Genomic DNA, 19,600 nt, shown 5'->3' with positions numbered 1-19,600 from the left:
AAGGAGGAAAAATCTGATTTACGAAAAAAAATTCAGATGTCGATCATCAAACTTTCTTTAGCTGGAAATTTCCTTTAGTTTCAAATATTGGGGATTCTCTGGTGCAATGGATCCAAGTTTTGAAAGAATTTTTTTCGCCCGATCTTCATTTTTCTGAAGCCTATAACATTCGATCAAATTAATTAGATTTCGAATGTGTTTGGGATCCCTCGCACGGAGCCTTTCCCCAATTTCAATCGCCTTACGAATATTTTTTGATTTTCGATAGGCGTAACTTAGTTGTAATAAAATTTCATTGTCAGTCACAAAATAAGGGAAAATAGATTCTAAAGATTCTACCGCTGAATCAAAACGTTTTAATAAAAGTGAGATTCTTGACTTTTCCCTAAGCAAATTGATGCGAATGTCATCCTCTAGACTTTCATTTGATAACATGCGTTCGATGGTTTGGTAAGTTTCTTCAGCGTTTCCAGATTCTAAGACCGATTGGAGTTCAGAATATAAAAAATGGTCTGAACCGATGGAGGAAAGTGAGGAGGTTCCGACTCGTTTTGCAAAACCTCTCCACTCAAGTCGCAATAATGTTAAATCATCTGAAAAGCTACCAATGGATTGGAGGTTCTGGACGATTTGTTCTAATGCTCCGTGAGATTCATTGACTACTTGTAAAAACTTTGTTTCATCCTCGTTCATCACACGTGTGCCATCGGCTCCACTTTCCAAAATTAAATCATCTCTACCATCCGAGCCAATAAAAATGACATCTCCTTGTTCCAAAACAAAAACTCTAACACGAACTTCCCCTGCCATCCCTTTGGTTCCAATTTTACGAAGTTCCAACTCATCCTCGATAAAAGAAGCAACTCCATCCCTATATAAAACCGTCCATGGATGTTCCGCATTTAGATAATACAAAACTCCCGTTTCCTCTTCCACAAGTCCAAGTACAACGGATACAAGCATTGAACCGTCAAAAGATTCAAAAATAGTTTGAAGTTCAAAAAAACATTCTTTGATCCAACGTTCTGGTGATTTGGACTGACTTTCCAAAACAACTTGTGTTCGTTTGATAAAAGATAAAAAAACTACACCTAACACTAGAGCTCCGCCAGCTCCTTGGATGGACTTTCCCATTGCATCCCCATTGATAAAAACAAAATATTTTTTACCATTGAGAACAATATCATCACAGATGATCAAGTCTCCACCTATCTCTTTGGTTTTTCCTTTGAATTCAAATTCCTTTTTTTGTTTAGTATAAGATTGGATTCCAATCAGCTCGGAATGTGATTTTTGAGAATCGTTTAGTGGATCAAGAAGAAGTGAGGTTAAAAAATAATCTCCATCTTGTTGGACTTTTAATTCCTGGACTCGCGTGAGAGTTTCTTGTAATTCATTTGTTCTTTCGACAACTTTTCTTTCCAAGTTGGCATTTAGTTCTTCTACTTGTTTATGGACTCGCAAAAATCGGTTTGCCAAAACAACAGCAATCCCTAATACAAAAAACAAAAACCCAAACCTTGATAAATTTAGATTTTGTATTGGAATCATTCCCGATGCACCCAAAATATCCCAAATTGCGGTAAACATCAAAAACAAAATTCCAACTAACAACCTCTTGGCGTCTTTATTGTTTTTCATCACAGCTCTTACTGTGATATAAAACAAAACGACACTAAATGCCAAAACAGATCCCTGCCAAACTCGCAAAAGTATAACTGAACTTGCTCGACTCACAAAAAACTGAACAATCGCCAGTATTAAACTAAAGACAAAATATCCTTTTGTGATGGGACTGATTCGTTTGCGAAAAAAAGTATCAACGAATAACAATAGCCATGTGGGAGTCAAAAAAACGATAAAATATTCTATTTTTGTAGTTGTAAAAGAATCCACGTCCCATCGATAAATTGCCTGAGACCTAAAATAAAGGTAAGCAGATAAAAACACTGCAAAAAGTGCAAAGTAAAGATTGTATGTTTCATTCCGACGTTTCCAATAAAACAAACCATGGTAGATTCCAACAAAAAAGTATAAAAAAAGTAACATGAAAGTTGCATATTCTTCTTCAACTTTTTTCAATACCGTATAACGATCAATGGATGAATTAAAATCGTTAAAAACATTACAATAGTTTAATTCCTCTCCCGGTTCTGAAGCAAGAAGGACTCGGATTTCATTTTTACCGGTCTGTAACAAATTACGGGAAAGTTTAATCAGAATATTTCTTTTGAATCCATTGCGAACAATATGGCCATTTTCTAATACACCACCTTTTTCGACCAACGCTCCATTTACATACACTTTATACACGTTCGAAACGCAAGGTATATGAAAGGCAAAAACATCGGCATCTGTTTCTTTGAAATCAATTTCGGACAACAAAAATGGTTTTACCATTGTGATTTGTTGTAACTGGCCTTCAGGAAAATCCAATTGAGATTTGATAGAAACAAGAGGCAAAGATTCCAACGGAATCCAGTTAACACCAATCGGAACTTCAGACTCCCACCAACCTTTTTTGACATTCCAGTTTTTTGTTAAATCCACAGGCAATGCCAAGAGAGCAAAAGGGAATAAAAGAAATAGAAAAAAGTAAAATTTTAAATGGAATTTCATATTGGAAAGGTTTGAAACTCTAAAGAAACACCGTAGGTTTCTTCAAAAAGATCTTTTTTTTCTGCCACTGACCAAATTTCTAAATTAGGATCGGTACCCTTTGTGTGATACAACCTGCAGAGAACTTTTCCTCGTTCCACCACTGCATCCAGTCTTTCAATGATGGATTTTTCTGAACGATCAAGCCCGTCGCCAATGCGAAGAAAGGCCGCCAGTTTTTTGACAAGGAGTTGGTCATCGGGCCTTAGTGCTTTGAACTCTTCGTGTTTTCCTTTGGGTCCACCTTTCCTATGATAACGTGCGATGAGAGCAATGATTTCAATTTCGGAATTGGAAAATCCTACCATGGCCTCGGAGTTTCTAATGATATAATAACTATGTTTGTGGTAATTGTGATGAGAAATACAAAGCCCTACTTGGTGCAAATAACAAGCTGTCTCTAAATAATCTCTTTCTAAATTTCCAAGTCCATGTAAACTTTTCAAATCATCAAACATCTGCAAGGTGATTTTTACAACAGCAGCTGCGTGTTTTTTTCCTTGGGGATAAAGATTGGCAACAGTTTTGATTGCTTTTTCACGAATATTATCTAAAGGCGGTAATGAAGAATCTTTATGACGAAACCAAGATTCGATAGTGTCATAAACAATTCCTTCTCTAAGGGCAAACTCACTCACAGTAAAAGAAGGAGCTTTGATCCTTTGTAATACTTCATCCAAAACCAAAACCCCACCAACAATGATGTCTCCTCTTTTGGCATCAAGGCCTGGAATTTTAAGCCTTTTTTTCAAACTATCAGCATCTAATATTTGTTTGCGGGCTTCTTTAAAAAGATCAATCGGGATTTCTGTTCCGTTCAATCTGTCCCTTTTTTCCATCTTTTTTTCAAGGACAATCGAGGTCACAGAGGAGATGGTTCCCGAACTTCCCACAACCATAAAGGGTTTCCAAGTGTCGATTTGCGGTAAAAATGCAGATAAAACCGATTCAATATGAATCCTACATTTTTGGATATCGGTAGGACTGATCGGATCTTTTTTTAAATACTTTTCTGTTAAACGGATAGCACCTAGTTTTAAACTAGTGGAAAAAAGAATCTCTCCCTTTTCTCCTACAAGAAGTTCCGTACTCCCTCCCCCGATATCAATTAACAAAATTCGTCTTTCAAAGACGGGAAGTCCCTGTAAAATACCTAGGTAAATGAGCCTCGCTTCTTCATTTCCAGAGACTACTTGGATTTGAATGCCTGTTTCCTTTTCCGCTCGGTCAAGAAATACTTGGCGGTTTTCGGCCTCACGAAGGGCACTCGTTGCTACGGCACGAATTTCTGCCTGATACGAATCAGCAAGTGTGCGAAATCGTTTGAGACAAGCAAGTCCCCGCTCCATAGCATCTTCCTGGATGACCGCATAATCACTGCTACCGCTACCGAGTCTCACGGATTCTTTTTCTTTGGTTAGGTATTCGAGTGTACCATCCGGTCTTAGTTTTACGACAACGATATGGAAGGAATTGGTGCCCAAATCAATGGCAGCAAGGATCTTTTCCGTGCGAAATGCCTGGTTTGGTTTTCGTAAGATTTGTGAGAAAGGTAGCATTTTGTATCTAACTAGCCTATCGAAAATTTTTACGGTTGAAAGCAAAAACCAGCCGAAAATTATGGGGAACGGGTAGAATTCTATTGTTTTGGTGTGAACCCACCGTAAATTCCCCCTTTCGTACTTCTTTCACCAGGATCTGATATGATATTTGATAACCTTTATGGACTTTTCTCGAACGATATGGGAATCGATTTGGGAACCGCGAACACCCTCGTGCATGTGAAAGGACAAGGGATTGTCTTATCAGAACCGTCGGTCGTGGCAGTCCAAGCCTCTACTGGTCGAGTCCTCGCTGTGGGACAAGAAGCAAAACGAATGCTAGGAAGGACTCCTGGTGACATCGTTGCCATCCGCCCCATGAAAGACGGGGTGATCGCCGACTTCGAAACTGTAGAAAAGATGATCCGTTACTTCATCGCAAAAGTCCACAACCGCACTACATTTGTAAAACCACGCATCGTCATCGGAGTTCCCTCTGGAATTACCGAAGTAGAAAGACGGGCCGTTCGTGAGTCCGCAGAACAAGCCGGAGCCCGCGAAATTTTCCTCATAGAAGAAGCACTTGCCGCAGCCATCGGTGCCAACATCCCGATCCATGAACCAGCAGGGAACATGATTGTGGATATCGGCGGGGGAACCACGGAAATCGCTGTGATCTCTCTTGGTGGTATGGTAATCGCTGAGTCCATCCGAACTGGTGGTGACGAATTTGATGAAGCCATTGTGAAATATCTCCGTAACCAATACAACCTAGTCGTTGGAGAAAGAACTGCTGAGGACATCAAACTCACGATTGGAAATGCATTCGCAGACAAACGTGTCGACACGATGGAAGTGAAAGGCCGTGATGCGATCTCTGGTCTTCCACGCACACTCGAACTTGATTCTAACGAAATCCGTAAAGCCCTCAAAGAACCAACAGACGAAATCCTAGACGGAATCAAATCCGTACTGGAAAGAACTCCTCCAGAACTTGCGGCCGACATCGTAGAACGAGGAATCGTCCTCACAGGTGGTGGTTGCCTCCTTCGTGGTCTCGAACACTACCTCACGAAAGAAACAGGAGTTCCTGTTTTCCGTGCCGAAAACCCACTCACTTGTGTGGTTTTAGGAACCGGAAGATACTTGGATGAATTGAAATACATTAAACCAGGAATAAGATAAACATCGGTTACATGGTTATGTGAAAAAGGGGAACGAAAGTTCCCTTTTTTTTTGGGCGCACATTTCCGGCTCTCCGCTCCAATCTTTGCATTCGCAAAGGATTTCCGCTTCGATCCGGGGCGCGGGGAATCTTATCTTCATTTCACTTTAGATCATAAAAATAAACTCGCCGATTCACCGACCTCTCTCTTATCATAAAGAATCTGTAAGAGGCCTAATAAGTGTGAAACCACTTTTATCATCTCTTTTGGTTTTATTAGGGTTTTTTCAAATACATGCAATTCTACGTACAATAATCTCATTCTAACTGGTTTGATTTTAAGTTTTGTAGGAGACATCTGCCTGATTTTTTTCTTAAAGAAAAGGGAAAGAACCTTTCTTTTCTAAATTAACTGGATTTATTGAAGCTTACGAAGTCATTGCACATGAAGTTGTTTTTGGAGAAATTTTACAAGGTTGCAAAAATAAAACTGAGCTTGAATTCGTTTTAGATTATTGAGAAAATTTAAAACTTTGGACTCTTGATAAAAAGATATTAAAAGCTCTTGATTTGCAATACATTTATCAATAACAGCAAACACGTGGACGTTGCATAACAATCACATATTTCACCTAACCTTAAAGTTTTATCGCAGAAAACTTTTCTTTAAAAACCCTTTTCCTGATTCAAGAATTTCTCTGGCCTTCACTGGGTCTTTCATTGTCCTTGCCATAGTTAGAGTTCCAACAAGACCAGAATATAAGTTAAGTGCCTTATGATGGCATTCATATTCTGAATTTTCAGGAAATTGTTCGTGAAGTGCTTTTGCAAACAAAGCATAAATTCGATTCATGTATACTTCATATAGACCTCGATGTGAAGGTTTGCAACGTTGCATATCACTACTTAGAGAAGTAAATGCACATCCTCCTTCGATATCTTTAAGACTTTTTTCGGAAAGGTGATCTTCTATAATTTTTTCTAGTGCGAGAGAACCTTCGTCAGTAAACTGTTGAACCAGAGATTCCTCTAATCTCTTTAAGTCATGACAGACTGCATTTGCAAAAAGGTCATCCTTTGATTTAAAGTGACTGTACAAGGCTCCTCTCGTTAGTCCCATGTAAGTCATAATTTGATCAGTACCAGAACCGCCGTGGCCACGTTTCTTAAAATAGTTTATCGCTTTATCCAAAATGACCTGACGTAACTTTTCTTTTTCACCTTTTTTTGTCTTCATGTCTTTATTATTGATTCAAAATTGTATTAAAACAATAAAAAACACACTTCCTAGACAGAAAAATTTATTTTCACGTTGATTTTTAATACAGAACTGTATTAAAATAGAAAAACAGGAGAAAAATATGAATTACCCATTCGAAGTGAACCGTTCTGAATTCAAGGACAAACGAATCCTGATAACTGGTGGAACTAAGGGACAAGGCGCCGCAATTGTCCAACGATTTGCACTATCAGGTGCTAAAATTGTGACCACAGCTAGGAACAAAAGTAAGGAGATTCCTAATGGTGTGCATTTTATCGAAGCAGATTTAACTACAGTGGAAGGCACTAATTCAGTTTCGAAAGAAACAATTGCTATACTAAATGGAATAGATCTAATTGTTCATGTTGCCGGTGGCTCAGATTCACCAGGTGGTGGATTCATTGCTCAAACAGAAGGAGAATGGAAGAAAGCATTCGACCTGAACTTATTTGCTGCCGTTCGTTTAGATCGTATGCTAGTACCAACAATGATGAAATCAGGATCTGGTTCTATCATTCATGTATCGAGTATTCAAAGGTCTTTGCCTCTTTATGAATCAACTATTGCCTACGCTGCTGCCAAAGCTGCTCTTACAAACTACAGCAAAAGTCTTTCAAAAGAAATTGCTCCAAAGGGGATTCGAGTGAATGTCGTTTCCCCTGGTTGGGTTTCAACCGATGCATCTAATGCGATGATGGAAAGAATTGCAATTACGAATAAAATATCAATAAAACAAGCAGCTCAAACTGTCATGGATAGCTTAGGAGGAATTCCAATCGGTAGGCCGGCGAAACCAGTTGAAGTTGCGGAGCTAATTGCTTTTCTTTCATCTGACCGAGCTGCGTCAATCACTGGACAAGAGTACATAATTGACGGTGGAACAATTCCAACCATCTAAAGAAACGGAATGTAAAAGTAAGGAATCACTATGAAATTAAAACTACCGTCACCTATTGAAACTTATATCCATTCGTCAAATGAATCTGATCTCAATGGCGTTCTCTCTTGTTTTACGGAGACAGCTACAGTTTTAGACGAAGGACAAACGTTATCTGGTCACAATGCCATTGGTAAATGGTTTACAAAAACTCGATCTAAGTACCAATTTAAATCTAGGCCCATAACAATTAAAGACAAGGATAACACAATCATTGTCACTGCAGAGGTATCAGGAAACTTTCCAGGCAGTCCCATTACTTTGGATTATCGATTCCAGATTGTATCAGATTTGATACAAGATCTTAGAATTGGCTAACTAATATCAACTTAAGGAAAATAAGGTTAGCCATCTAAAAAAGCTCGGATCTTTTTTATCAAAATTTTCTTCTTTAGTAGTTGAAAATGATCATTCTACTCGAAGAGACTGACTTGTGTGGTGCTTGGAACAGGTAGTTACTTGGACGAATAGAAATACATTAAACCAGGAATAAGATAGTTCACCTTTCGATACGGCCTTCGGCTTACTCAAAGGCTCCGCATTTTTTGGTCGAAGGTAAATTATGAAGGACTGTTCGCCAACTTATTAGTAAAATGACTTCCCACCTTTTATGGACAATCTTTTGAAGGCATATCTTTGATCCAATCATAGATCAACTGCACACCTTCTCGGTGGACAAGTGCTCTGCCAATTTGAGGCATCATGGCTCCTGGATCCTTAGTTGCCATTCGATAATGGAGGATAGACTCTTCTGGATGTCCTGGAACAACGTCATAACGCAATCCACCACCACCCTTTCCAGCTGATCCTGGAGTTTTACAAACTCCGAAAAGAGATCCTTCACTTTCATCATAAGATAAAATGAGCTTAGAATTGATACCTCCAGCTGCACGTGTTTGGTGGCAGTGTGCACAATTGATTTCTAAGTATGCTCGAGCTCTATTTTCAATAGTTTCATTCGTATCGAAAGCATCTGCCAATTTCGAAACACCAAACACCGGCAATCCGGTAAGTAGGCCTTTCTTTTCCATGAGTTTTAATTGGTTTTCGGTAGTATTTTCAAATGCATACGTTTTATTCAAATGCCTTGCTTTGATGCCAATAGGAACTATGGTTTGGGTTCTACCTTCATAGGCTTGGTGGCAGGATGCACATTGGTTACGCGAAGGAACAGAATAGAAAAAGGAATCTTCTTCCCCCTTTTCATTATTAAACTTCACAGGTATGGACTCTCCAGCATAGGAAATGAAAGCATCCGTGTTTTCTTCATTCCATACATAAGAGACGGCAAACCAACCTTTCGGTTGGTGGATTAAAAGTCTTGTTTCAATGCGTTTTCCTGCCTGCCCAGAAAAAGTGCGGAAGTTCTCTGGAAGTGAAAAAGTTTTAGAAATAATGCTACCAATGGGTAACTGAAATTCTTTTTCTGAGTCATATTCCATGTTTGTTCCATCTGGTAGGAATATAACTCTATCTTTCTTGGCATAATCAGAGAACAGAGCAGTATTTAAGTCATAGCGAAATCCATTGGGTATTGGACTGAGATGATCCTTTTGGATATTCGCAAAGATCTTATACTGAGAAATTGATTCATGAATCTTAACTGCTTCCCCATTTAAATTCAAGTTTGCCTTTTTGGAACAAAAGGAAAACAAACAAAGAACCAAAAGATAATGGATGCAAAGGTTAAATCTCATTCGTATTCTCTCACTGATGGATTATATTTTGGGAAATTCTACGGGAAGTCCTTCAAATTGAAAGCCTTCACAATCAAAACCTGCGTCTGGTCCACCGCCATAGGAAGGGTTGTCTGTAGCTCTGTAGATTTTTGTTTCTCCTTTGATTACTGCAGTTTTAATGGATTCTTTTGTTGGATCTTCAGAATTATTGAGTAAGGCAGGCAAATTCAAATCGAGAATGCTTGGTTGGATTTTACCTTTTGTATTGTTTTTTAAACAGATATGATTCGCATTGCCAGCCTGGTTACCAAACCAAGTTGTCATCACAAGAATGGTAAATCCAGGTTCCACTCCATCATATACAATGTTTGGCACTGGTTCCGCTTTTTTTCCTTGGCTTATCTGGTATTCATTTAGTGCATCTGCAACAAGTTTAACAAGTACACCAAGTGGACGACTTTTTTCGTCGGTTTGGCCATTGTCTACAGCTTTACCTGAACCATCTTGGAATGTATTGTCATGAAGATAAATATCATGTGCTCTCCAATTGTTCATAGGCCATTCCGAGAAATTAGGAGTTTCCGAAACAAGTCCATTCATAATACCGATGTCTGTAGTATTGTTATTACCAAATACATTATCAAAAATTTCGATATCTCGTATGGATGTGAGTACCATCCCAACACCGGCCGGAACGGTTTTGACGATTCCAGTACTTGCAAAGTTGGGATTGTTATTTCCAAAAATTTGATTTCGATGAACACGGATGTTACGAGAAACGATCGTATTTTTGTTGAGATCGTAAGCCAAGAATCCTCCTGTATTATTGGTTACAATGTTATCATAAACATCTGCATTCACAGTGTTTTCAATTTCTAATCCCATAACATTATGTTCGGCACGGTTGTTCCGAACCAATGCATTGATACATTGACCAACATAAAGACCCGCATCAGAGGCGTACGAAGTGTCCGTATTTTGCAAAAGTACATTGATCACATTTACTGGATACACACCATAAGCTCCATTTTTCTTTTTTGCTTCTCCTTCGTGTGCTGACCAAGTAACATCAATCGAATCTATTAGTATGTTTTCAGAAAGTCGAATTTCTAATCCATTCTTAGGACTATCTAAGATCTGTAAGTCACGGATCGTAAAATTGTGCGAGGCTTCGATATCCACACCATTTACATTCCCTGCATTGACAAATTGTATGGTAGTTTGTTTTTTTCCTGCACCTTTTAAGATGATGCCATTGGTTCCAGAGATAGAAAGGGAGTTATTAAAAATAAACTTACCTGCCGACAACTCAATGGTAGTACACTCTTCCAATGAGTTCAATATTGTCTGAAGCTTCTGTGTTTCAGCAGGTGAAAATTTAAAGAGCTTTTGTTCTTTGCCTACACAGAATTTTTTTGAATCAATGAATTGAGCAGGGAAAACCGGAGTCGTTCTTTTTTCTTGTCTCGAAACATAAAGAAAGCTAACATATAGAACAGGTAGAAGTAGAACTACCAGAATTAACAAAACTGATCGATTGATTTTAAACATGGACACCTTCTGTTTCCTCGTCAGACGAGTTCAAACTAGCCAAGAATGATGAACCTTTGAATTCCTGACAATGAAAATTATGGACACGTGTCGAATCTGGTAACTGAAAACTGCTTCAGTTGAAAAAGTAGTCAGAAGAAAGAAGATTCTATCTTCTTATCTTTTATGTATACCTAGTATTTTTATTACTGGTGTTCCAGTGTCTCCAGTACTTCTTCTTTTAAAGTTTCTAATCCAATTTGGTGAGGCAAACTTTTAGCGATTTTGTGGTTCTTTTGGATCAGGTAAATATTAGTTGAATGTAGAATTTTGCCTTCCCCTTTGACTTTACCAAATTTTGGATTATCTAACAATACTAACTGATAATCATTCACAATTTTTTTGATTTCCGCTGCATCACCAGTAAGAGCAATGATCTTTTTTGAAAATTCCATCATATATTTTTTTAATGTTAGTGGGTCATCATTCTTTGGATCGATTGATACATAGACAAATTGAATTTTTTGTAAGTCTTCTTCTGAAAAGCTTTCAATCAATCGAGAAAATTTAGTGAGAGTTGTAAGACAAATATCAGGGCAGTGAGAGTATCCAAAAAAAAGAACCACCAAAGATTTTGATTCAGTGTCTTCATAAAAACGAAAGTAATTTTGGTTTGTATCTATCAGCTCAAAGTTAGTTGCTAATTTTTCATTGTCTTGATTCTGGAAAAAAGAACTTGGTTTGCAAAGTAATACAACAAAACAGAGAATGAATCCGATCAAAAGTCGCATGGATCAAAATTAGATTGAGATAGATTCGTCTCAAGAAAAAAAATCGGAGGGTGTCTCCTCCCTCCGATCCAGTCATTGGCTATTACGGGTTGTCTAAAATGTATTCCGCTAAGGAATCTAATTCTCCTTCGGAAAGAGATGGAAAACCAGGCATTTGAGGATAATCTTTCCTTTTTTTGCCTGGTGCCTTGATCCAAGCAATTAAAGCTGACCTATCTTTTTTGTATATAGAGACCATTTCAGTTACAGGAGGACCTACAACTTTCGTTTTTAGGGAATGACAAGCAGAACAATTTCCGCGGAAAATTTTGCCACCTTCCTCTTTATTTGGTTTTTCTGAGCTGGCTAAAGTAACTTCTTTTTGATTGGTTTTGGATTGGAATGCTTCTTGAATTTTTGATTCGTAAGCGAGTGTTCTTTCTTTTACCAATTTTTTATGTGGACCAAGTGCTGTTTCTCTTACGACATGCCTACCGCTCACCATAAGTACAACAACAACGGATAGAGTGATCACAACTTTTATGAAATCTTTTCCAATCTTTTCTTCATTAGCATTAATTCCATTCCACATTAAATAGAGTGAATAAATCGCCAAAAGAATCGCAGGCCCTAAAAGATAAAACAGATTCCAACTGATGGCAATACTTGGAAGTGTGAGAAGGATGAGAGGGCCAGCAACAAACTGAAGTAATGTTGCCATAAAAGCTAGAGAATACATTCTCTTTCTTACTTCATATCTTGTTAAAGTTAGAAATTTTTTTTCGAATGAGTAAGATTCTCGCCCAAAGTAATAAAAGAGAAAAAGACCGGTTGCTGTTAAAGAAGCAAAAATAAAATGTAAATACCTTGGGAACACATTGGGAAGAAACATGGCGGAGAAAAAGCCTGTGATAGTTCCCCATTTATCAGGGTATAACATTAGGTTGATATTGGTTAAAAAAATCAGAGGAATAAAAAGAAATATCCCACTGGCAGCTCCGATCATTGAAATATGCAAACCTTTGTTATTTTGTAATTTTTCCCAAAGGTATTTGTGCGGATATGTCAGTAGAAATGCAACGGTAACAAGTGGTACGATGGATATCCAAAATAATCCTGTTAATGCATTTGCAGAATAAAAATAAACTGTATACAAAGTGTTGATGGCAAGAAGTGGAGCTACTCCTAAAACAACAGCCATACTTTTGTTTACTGTGATGGTTTTTGCAATTTCGTGTGCTAAAGTATCATAATCTTTTTCTCTTAATCCTTTTAACTGAGCGAAAAAAGTAAGAAGTGTTCCGCCTACCATTAAATTGACAAAAAGAATATGGCACAAAAAAGAAAAAACAAGAACACCTACAAGCAACCATTCTGGTGCCGGTAATGGTAATGGGATGTCTTTAGGGACAGGAACATTCGCTAAAATTAGAGAGATGATATTCATTGGTGACCTCTTTTGATAGAAACAGTCACTCCTGTTTCTTGAGCCCCTTCGGTAGGGATTGGATAGTCTTTTGTTTTTTGTATGTAAGTTACTAGAGCCTTCATTTCCAACTCTGAACCTGGAAACGGGGGCATAAAGTAACGAGCATTATGCATTCCCTGTATATAAGCGACCATAGCATCTGGGTTCAAGTCTGATGATCCATACATAGTTTGGAATTTCTTAACAACAGAATTAATTCCGTGTGATGTATGACATCTACTGCATGTGAGTAAAAAAATATCTTTTCCCGCTTCCACTATGTTTTCATCATTTATGGAATTGTGTTTTACATAGGTTGCGTGTTTTAGAATTCCTTCTTTTTGTAATAGAGGGTATTCTTCAATACGAAACATATTGGAATACATATAATTTCCAATTACAAATGGTTTACGTATAAACTCTCTCGCCCTTTCAAAGACAGTTAGTAATGAAAAAGAAATTAAAACAGGGATGATAGAAAGTGCGATCGGTAAGTTTTTTCCACCCAAGGAATAGAGAGAAATTCCTATCACGGAAATAATTCCAACTCCCATCACAACGAGGAGACTATCATACCAATTTGAAAATTCCATTGTTCCCACTGCGATGGACAAATTGTTCGCCATCATATCAGGAATCACAGAATAGTAAAAAATTGAGCCAATTACTACCCAAATGGACCAACTTAGAATCCAAATGGAGGTAGTTTTGGTAACGGATTTTCGTAAGGGGCTGCCTTTTTTTGTAAAAAATACAGATAAGAATAAAACTACTGTACCTGCCATAAACATAGCAACAGGTGTTCTAAAAGCCAATTGAGCCATATAAACAGGGTTGATTACTGCATCGACAAATGATTTGGTTTGGCTCCAACTTCCAGGATCCATCATAAAACTAAGAATTGCTACGATGATCGCCATCGTGATCCAAGAAAAAATAGAAAGGGCAATTCCCAATTTGATGTGTTTCTTTTTTGCCTCTTCCGATTGAAGTGATTTTTTCCAAGTTAAAAAGTATAGGAGGATTAAAACGACTTCGGTGACAAAAACAATCCATTCTGTAAACCAGGCCCAGAAGAAAACACGAATTAAACTGCCGATAGATGCAGGACTTACAAGACTTGCGGAAAGCCAGATGCCAACACCTGTCATAGCACCGAGAGAAGTTGTAATGACAAACCCAACAAACATAACTTTGTTTGCAAATTGATCCATTTCTGTGGATTTATTTTTCCAACCAAAATATTCAAAATAAGTAACTAATGGAGCAAGTCCAACAGCTAAGGAATGATTGATGAGAACATGTAGAATGGCAATGACAGCAATAAGCAATCGATTGCCCATAAAATCTAAGTGAAATATGGGAAAATCCATATAACATAACTCCTTTCTCGAAATTGATTCGAGAGAATCTTTAAACTATATATTGATGTGTGTTAAAAGTTTAGGAGTTAGGCGAGAGGTGGAGCACGAGCAAGAAGGAAGGAAAGTAAAATTTGATTAGTGAAAGTTCCATCTAAAGTATAGAATTCTTTAGTAGGTTGAAGTTTTTGTTGGCTGGTTTCTACTAATGCAAGAGAATCAAAATCTTCCTTTGGTTTCGGAGATCCTATACAAGTGGAAGAATTTAGAAGAATTCCTTCCGAGTTTTTTGATCCAGCATTTTCATACGACTTAGCAATATCCAATTCATTGATATGGTCATTTTGGATACAAATCGTTGTGAGATTAATGGTTTTTGATGGGAAAAAGGTAGCAACTGCAACAGTAAATGCTAAAAAACACAGAGGGTAACCAATCCAACTGTATGATCTCTTTCTTAGCCGAACCATACTCCTAATATCACATAGACTTAACTTTTGTAAACTTAAATTAAGTAATCTATTTGAATTTATAAAAAGGAATTCAATTCATAAGTTTAGATCAATACATTTATAAAGAAATTTCGTAGAGGAAAGATCAGCAAAAAGATCTAAACCAGTAAGTATGATGACTAACAACCGAATCAAGAAGATTGTGCAAAGATTTGAAACGGATTCGGATAGAATACTTTTTTAAAAATCAGACCACATCCTATGGAGTTGTATCTATCCTAACTCTTTAAGATATTTTTTATTAAAGGTCGCGAGAAATAAACTTAAATCCCTTTCTTCCAATTGCCTTTTCCTGAATGATATACCTCCCCCGCACCAGGGATTGCAGTGGAAATCCTTTTCACGTGAGTGAAAAGATTGGAACGGAAAGCACGGTCGCTTCTCAATTTAGTGCTTAATCAACAATTCAATTGCGAGGTGCCCAAAAAAACAGTTATGCCAGTGTTCTTCGTCGAAAACCCACTCTATTTGTATTAGAATCAAAAACAATTAGCACCAGTTCAATGGGCGCAACTCCGAGAAAATTTATTTACTTTTGAAAACAATACACAATGATAAAGAAAATATTTAGGATTTAATTTTTGAATGATCATCAATTTTTGGATGCGTATTTTGATCGCATTGGATATAAGGGTCCACGCATTCCCTCACTAGATTTGTTAAACAATATTACTTTGGCACATGTTCAAAGTATCCCTTTCGAAAACTTAGATATTTTGTTAGGTAAAACCATTGATATTCGTTTGGATGCTGTTTTTGAAAAATTAATCATTCAAAAACGCGGTGGTTATTGCTTCGAACAGAATGGACTTCTTTTGTTAGTTTTGCAGAAACTAGGATTTGAAGTGACTCCTATCAGTGCGAGAGTTCGTCTAGATCGACCAAGGGATTTTACTCCTCCGCGAACACATGTTTTTCTACGCGTAGAACTTTCTGGTAAATCTTGGTTCACTGATGTTGGTGTAGGTGGAGTATCACTCACATCAGCAATCCAATTCATTCAGAATACGGAACAAAAAACAAATCACGAAACAAGGAGAATTGTTTGTGAAGGAAATCGTTATTTCCACCAAGTTCTATTTCCTAATGGATGGGTTGATGTTTGTGAATTTACATTAGAAGAAATGCCTGAAATAGATCGTGAGTTAGCAAATTGGTATACAAGTAACCATCCAAAATCTCATTTTAAAGATCGTTTAATCGTTGCTAGGGCAGGAGAGAACGGGAAAAGGTTTACACTTGTAAACAGAGAATTTTCGGAACGGGACAAAAATGGAATTTCCAATAAAACAATCATCAAATCACCCAAAGAACTAATAAAACTTCTTAAAGAAAATTTCAATCTTACCTTTCCTTTAGATACAGAATTTCAGACGTCTGGAATAAAATGGGATTTATAATTTCAAAAATTATAATTATATACGTAAAAAACCTAGGAAAATTGTATAACAACGAATAGATGGAAACAAAACCACAAATGACCAAATGGAGCCAACTTTGAACAAAGACAATTCTACTAAGAAAAATATCCCGACACTTTTCGAATGGGCAGGCGATATGGCGACCTTTGAAATGTTATTTGGCAAATTTTATGAAAAGGTTCTCAAAGACGATTTACTCGGTGACGTTTTTAAAAATATGTCCCCAAATCATGTACAACATGTAGCACACTTTGTTGCAGAAGTTTTTGGTGGAGACAAATTATATACGAGCCAAGACAAGGGTAGCCATTCCCAAATGATTGGACGCCACATTGGAAAAATGTTATCAGAAGAAAAAAGACAACGTTGGGTTCATTTATTATTACAAACAGCGGATGAAGTCGGTTTAAAAAGTGACCCGGAATTTCGCTCTGCCTTTGTTGGTTACATTGAATGGGGCACACGCCTAGCGGTGATTAATTCCCAGCTTACCGAAAATCCAATGGTCACGAACGAACCAATGCCCAAATGGGGTTGGGGAGAAACGGGCGGACCATATCAACCAAACGAAAACTGAGATCCAAAAACCAACCTATCTTAAATGTGTTTTGCCAATCGTTCTGATTGTTTTGAAAGTCCATCCACATTTTCACGTAAGTGAGAGGTATTGGATGCAAGCGAAGAAGCAGATTGTTCGATCGATACAAGTGCTCTTGACATTTCTTGTGTTCCCGTTTTTTGTTCTGATGCCACTACTTCCAATTGTTTAGAGAGTGAGAACAATTCCTGAAATGAATTTAAAAATGATTTATGAATCGATGTTTGTTTTTCCACTTTGATCTTTAAATCAGATAGGTTGGAAACAAGAATCCCAAAACTTTTGTCTTGGATTCCCATTTTTTCTTTTGTTTCGGAGGCAGCAGTGTTTCCACTAACAATCTGTTTGGCTGCTTGTGTAATGATTTTTGAAATTAAGGAAGCATTTTCTTGTGCACTATCGGCAAGTTTTGCAACTTCTTGAGCTACCACTGCAAATCCTCTTCCATGTTCGCCTGCTCTTGCTGCTTCAATTGAAGCATTTAATGCAAGTAAGTTGGTACGATCGGCAATGTCTCTTAAAATCTGGTTCACCTCTTCCACTTTTTGAAAACTTTCTTTGATTTCTTCAAAATTGGAACTTACAGAATCCATTGCTGTGGTAACTTGAAAACTATACTGTTTGGATTCATCTGTGGTTTGCGCCAAATTGATTGTTGATGAATAAACTTCAGACAAAATTTTATCCATCACAGAACTTTCGTGGTTTAAGTCATCAATTCTAGTAAACTGTGATTTTACAAAATCGCTGGCACTGTCCATGGAAGCTGCAAGTTCTTCCATTGATGCGCTGATTTCTTCTACACTTGAAACTTGTGTCTGGATTTCTGAATTTAATGAATCCATGAATTTCAGCATTTCTTGAACACTTTTATTCAATGTCTCTGCTTCCGACTGGATGTTTTGTTTTGTAAGATTTGCTGCTTCTGACTTTTGCCTTGCATCTTCTGCAGATTTTGTTGCTTCAATACTAGAGTTCGACATAAATTTTACGACAGCACTCATCATATGAACACCGCATATTAAAGCAATCGTATTGATTCCAATAAAGGGGATTCCAAATTGATTTGCAGCAGTTGCAATAAATTTGATTTCGGCACCACCAATGACCCCTAAATAAACATACAAAAGTAAACTGAAAATTGCGATGTATCCAACTGCCATTGTTAGCCGATAAGACAAAAGAAATCCTGAATAAATTACGACGAAGAGAAGAACTAACATCACAAATGGCAATGTCGCAATGGCGACCTTTTCCACAGGTGTTTTGGACATAATGACTACGATTGCAAATACACTAGCGTAGATGATGATATCGAGTAAAATGGAGATGTAAGCAAATTTTAAATAAAATTTTTTCTTTCTATAGAGCCAAAAAGTAAAAACACCATACGATAAAACCACAAACTCTAAAGAAGATAGAATGAGGCTCATTGTTTTTTCCGTTGTGGGAATCGCCACCATAAAGAAAATATTGATAGATAACATCACAATCGCAAAAGAAATACGAATCGTGTTCGCAATCATACTTCCTTTTTCTAGGTAGTTCCCGGTAACAGATGACATAAGGCAAAATCTCCAATATAATTGACGAAATCTTTTAGAATAATTCGAAAAGAAATATATCGTATTTAATAAATTTGGTCAAGATTCGAAAAAGTAATTTCGGTGATTACTAGTAGATTTTCTACACTAAGTGATTGTAAAACATACAGAGTTAATTTCCTTGGAATATTGAACTATGTTTTTGTTTTGCTTAGTACAAAATGCAAAAGTTTGGAGTAAATCCAATACTAAGGTAACTAAACTTTAATCAGAATTCCTTTTCGACTTCGCAAAAACGGTTGGAACATAAAGAAACTATTGCTCCACGCAGAGTAAATTGTTTAGAGTATTTCCGCTTGCATAAGCGGATGTGATTGCAATCGCACGGCTGTCAGTCCAAGTTGTAACCCCATAGGTTCCACAGTTTGCTGAGACACTGTCAGTCCAAGAAGAACATGTATGCGCAGTTTCTGTCTGCCAATCCCAGTTTGGATTGTTTTTGATTCCGGTCCAAATTCCAGTCGCTGCCGAAATCATGTTGGAGAAGGTACTGTTAAATACCCCATTTTGATCAGATATGAAAATAACATTGGATGTATTTGCTGATTGAACATAACTTACATTTGGTGATAAAACCCAATCAATTTGTTCCAAAACTCCGCCAGAGTTACAATTAGTACTTGTGCAGGCTCTGCGATTGGCATCATCCACAAGTAATGCTTTATAAATCCCAGTAGGAGGTTTATTTGTATCTGATGAACATTTGTTATCTGCACCGGTAATACCGCCTAAATTAGCATTATACGTCGCTACTGTTACGAACATTTTGCAAGGTGAGCAGTGGGGAGTCCGTGGCAAACTCGTTTCGATTGATTTCGGTACGGTTAACTGTAAGATTCCACATCTACTTGAAGTATCAGCAGGGTTACATAATTCTGCAGGTTTGCAGTTAAGAAAACACAATAGGCCAAGGCAATAGAATTGGATTATAATTCTCATAAATTTAGCGATTAGAACTCTATTCTAACATAGTCGTATTTTTTGTCCTCCTGGGACGGGAATCAGGAAGACAAAAAATACAGCATTTATTGGGGTAGCTAGAGTCATGGTTTCCAATATCTGTCGTAAAATTTGCTAATTTCTAATTCTCATACT

General features: G+C 37.3%; 16 protein-coding genes and 1 pseudogene. 6 read left to right on the top strand and 11 right to left on the bottom strand.

Features of this window, described 5'->3' with window-relative positions:
• Positions 1–57: 57 nt before the first annotated feature.
• The gene (locus CH364_RS01160) at positions 58–2,619 is read right to left on the bottom strand and encodes a SpoIIE family protein phosphatase (protein ID WP_100741805.1); all 2,562 of its coding nucleotides are present in this window, start codon (positions 2,617–2,619) and stop codon (positions 58–60) included.
• Entirely contained in the window at positions 2,616–4,217 is a 1,602-nt protein-coding gene (locus tag CH364_RS01155; RefSeq protein WP_100741804.1) for a Ppx/GppA phosphatase family protein, read from the bottom strand. The genes CH364_RS01160 and CH364_RS01155 overlap by 4 nt, the downstream gene beginning before the upstream one ends.
• A gap of 144 nt (positions 4,218–4,361) precedes the next feature.
• Between CH364_RS01155 and CH364_RS01150 the strand changes: the two genes are divergently transcribed.
• Both CH364_RS01150 and CH364_RS01140 read left to right on the top strand, forming a co-directional pair.
• Positions 4,362–5,384, top strand: coding sequence for a rod shape-determining protein (locus tag CH364_RS01150; protein WP_002972591.1), 1,023 nt, complete (start codon positions 4,362–4,364; stop codon positions 5,382–5,384).
• Positions 5,385–5,745: 361 nt separating this feature from the next.
• Positions 5,746–5,955 (top strand): annotated as a pseudogene (locus CH364_RS01140) (PIN domain-containing protein); the annotation flags it as partial.
• Positions 5,956–6,010: 55 nt separating this feature from the next.
• Here CH364_RS01140 and CH364_RS01135 read toward each other — a convergent pair.
• Positions 6,011–6,601 carry a TetR/AcrR family transcriptional regulator gene (locus tag CH364_RS01135; RefSeq protein WP_100741802.1) on the bottom strand — a complete coding sequence of 197 codons (591 nt, stop codon included), beginning with the start codon at positions 6,599–6,601 and terminating at the stop codon, positions 6,011–6,013.
• A gap of 124 nt (positions 6,602–6,725) precedes the next feature.
• On the opposite strand from CH364_RS01135, the gene CH364_RS01130 reads away from it, so the two are divergent.
• Together CH364_RS01130 and CH364_RS01125 are read left to right on the top strand one after the other, a co-directional pair.
• Positions 6,726–7,523, top strand: a complete 798-nt coding sequence (locus CH364_RS01130) for an SDR family oxidoreductase (RefSeq protein WP_100741801.1) — start codon at positions 6,726–6,728, stop codon at positions 7,521–7,523.
• A gap of 30 nt (positions 7,524–7,553) precedes the next feature.
• Positions 7,554–7,880 carry a nuclear transport factor 2 family protein gene (locus tag CH364_RS01125; protein ID WP_100741800.1) on the top strand — a complete coding sequence of 109 codons (327 nt, stop codon included), beginning with the start codon at positions 7,554–7,556 and terminating at the stop codon, positions 7,878–7,880.
• 290 nt (positions 7,881–8,170) lie between these two features.
• Here the strand turns inward: CH364_RS01125 and CH364_RS01120 are convergent, their stop codons facing one another.
• From CH364_RS01120 to CH364_RS01095, 6 genes are all read right to left on the bottom strand, one after another.
• A complete protein-coding gene (locus CH364_RS01120) occupies positions 8,171–9,259 on the bottom strand; it encodes an SO2930 family diheme c-type cytochrome (protein ID WP_100741799.1) in 1,089 nt (362 codons plus the stop codon).
• A gap of 21 nt (positions 9,260–9,280) precedes the next feature.
• Positions 9,281–10,582, bottom strand: coding sequence for a parallel beta-helix domain-containing protein (locus tag CH364_RS01115; protein WP_165779467.1), 1,302 nt, complete (start codon positions 10,580–10,582; stop codon positions 9,281–9,283).
• 395 nt (positions 10,583–10,977) lie between these two features.
• Positions 10,978–11,562, bottom strand: coding sequence for an SCO family protein (locus CH364_RS01110; protein WP_100741797.1), 585 nt, complete (start codon positions 11,560–11,562; stop codon positions 10,978–10,980).
• 82 nt (positions 11,563–11,644) lie between these two features.
• The gene (locus CH364_RS01105; protein ID WP_100741796.1) at positions 11,645–12,988 is read right to left on the bottom strand and encodes a c-type cytochrome; all 1,344 of its coding nucleotides are present in this window, start codon (positions 12,986–12,988) and stop codon (positions 11,645–11,647) included.
• Positions 12,985–14,382 carry a c-type cytochrome gene (locus CH364_RS01100; RefSeq protein WP_100741795.1) on the bottom strand — a complete coding sequence of 466 codons (1,398 nt, stop codon included), beginning with the start codon at positions 14,380–14,382 and terminating at the stop codon, positions 12,985–12,987. Before CH364_RS01100 ends, CH364_RS01105 begins: the two co-directional genes overlap by 4 nt.
• A gap of 77 nt (positions 14,383–14,459) precedes the next feature.
• Positions 14,460–14,840, bottom strand: a complete 381-nt coding sequence (locus CH364_RS01095; RefSeq protein ID WP_100741794.1) for a hypothetical protein — start codon at positions 14,838–14,840, stop codon at positions 14,460–14,462.
• A 623-nt stretch (positions 14,841–15,463) separates the two neighbouring features.
• On the opposite strand from CH364_RS01095, the gene CH364_RS01090 reads away from it, so the two are divergent.
• Entirely contained in the window at positions 15,464–16,282 is an 819-nt protein-coding gene (locus CH364_RS01090; RefSeq protein WP_100741793.1) for an arylamine N-acetyltransferase family protein, read from the top strand.
• A 97-nt stretch (positions 16,283–16,379) separates the two neighbouring features.
• Positions 16,380–16,880, top strand: a complete 501-nt coding sequence (locus tag CH364_RS01085) for a group II truncated hemoglobin (RefSeq protein WP_243401185.1) — start codon at positions 16,380–16,382, stop codon at positions 16,878–16,880.
• A 20-nt stretch (positions 16,881–16,900) separates the two neighbouring features.
• Here CH364_RS01085 and CH364_RS01080 read toward each other — a convergent pair whose 3' ends face one another.
• Both CH364_RS01080 and CH364_RS01075 read right to left on the bottom strand, forming a co-directional pair.
• The gene (locus CH364_RS01080; RefSeq protein WP_100741791.1) at positions 16,901–18,466 is read right to left on the bottom strand and encodes a methyl-accepting chemotaxis protein; all 1,566 of its coding nucleotides are present in this window, start codon (positions 18,464–18,466) and stop codon (positions 16,901–16,903) included.
• Positions 18,467–18,760: 294 nt separating this feature from the next.
• The gene (locus CH364_RS01075; protein ID WP_243401184.1) at positions 18,761–19,270 is read right to left on the bottom strand and encodes a DUF1554 domain-containing protein; all 510 of its coding nucleotides are present in this window, start codon (positions 19,268–19,270) and stop codon (positions 18,761–18,763) included.
• Between the last annotated feature and the right edge of the window lie 330 nt (positions 19,271–19,600).

This window comes from Leptospira harrisiae (assembly GCF_002811945.1).
Taxonomy (GTDB): domain Bacteria; phylum Spirochaetota; class Leptospiria; order Leptospirales; family Leptospiraceae; genus Leptospira_A; species Leptospira_A harrisiae.
This window is presented reverse-complemented; position numbering and strand designations above follow the sequence as displayed.

Bases quoted from the DNA above. Each gene is read 5' to 3' on its own strand.
- CH364_RS01160 (WP_100741805.1), bottom strand. From the start codon at position 2,619: ATGAAATTCCATTTAAAATTTTACTTTTTTCTATTTCTTTTATTCCCT.
- CH364_RS01155 (WP_100741804.1), bottom strand. From the start codon at position 4,217: ATGCTACCTTTCTCACAAATCTTACGAAAACCAAACCAGGCATTTCGC.
- CH364_RS01150 (WP_002972591.1), top strand. From the start codon at position 4,362: ATGATATTTGATAACCTTTATGGACTTTTCTCGAACGATATGGGAATC.
- CH364_RS01135 (WP_100741802.1), bottom strand. From the start codon at position 6,601: ATGAAGACAAAAAAAGGTGAAAAAGAAAAGTTACGTCAGGTCATTTTG.
- CH364_RS01130 (WP_100741801.1), top strand. From the start codon at position 6,726: ATGAATTACCCATTCGAAGTGAACCGTTCTGAATTCAAGGACAAACGA.
- CH364_RS01125 (WP_100741800.1), top strand. From the start codon at position 7,554: ATGAAATTAAAACTACCGTCACCTATTGAAACTTATATCCATTCGTCA.
- CH364_RS01120 (WP_100741799.1), bottom strand. From the start codon at position 9,259: ATGAGATTTAACCTTTGCATCCATTATCTTTTGGTTCTTTGTTTGTTT.
- CH364_RS01110 (WP_100741797.1), bottom strand. From the start codon at position 11,562: ATGCGACTTTTGATCGGATTCATTCTCTGTTTTGTTGTATTACTTTGC.
- CH364_RS01105 (WP_100741796.1), bottom strand. From the start codon at position 12,988: ATGAATATCATCTCTCTAATTTTAGCGAATGTTCCTGTCCCTAAAGAC.
- CH364_RS01100 (WP_100741795.1), bottom strand. From the start codon at position 14,382: ATGGATTTTCCCATATTTCACTTAGATTTTATGGGCAATCGATTGCTT.
- CH364_RS01095 (WP_100741794.1), bottom strand. From the start codon at position 14,840: ATGGTTCGGCTAAGAAAGAGATCATACAGTTGGATTGGTTACCCTCTG.
- CH364_RS01080 (WP_100741791.1), bottom strand. From the start codon at position 18,466: ATGTCATCTGTTACCGGGAACTACCTAGAAAAAGGAAGTATGATTGCG.
- CH364_RS01075 (WP_243401184.1), bottom strand. From the start codon at position 19,270: ATGTTCGTAACAGTAGCGACGTATAATGCTAATTTAGGCGGTATTACC.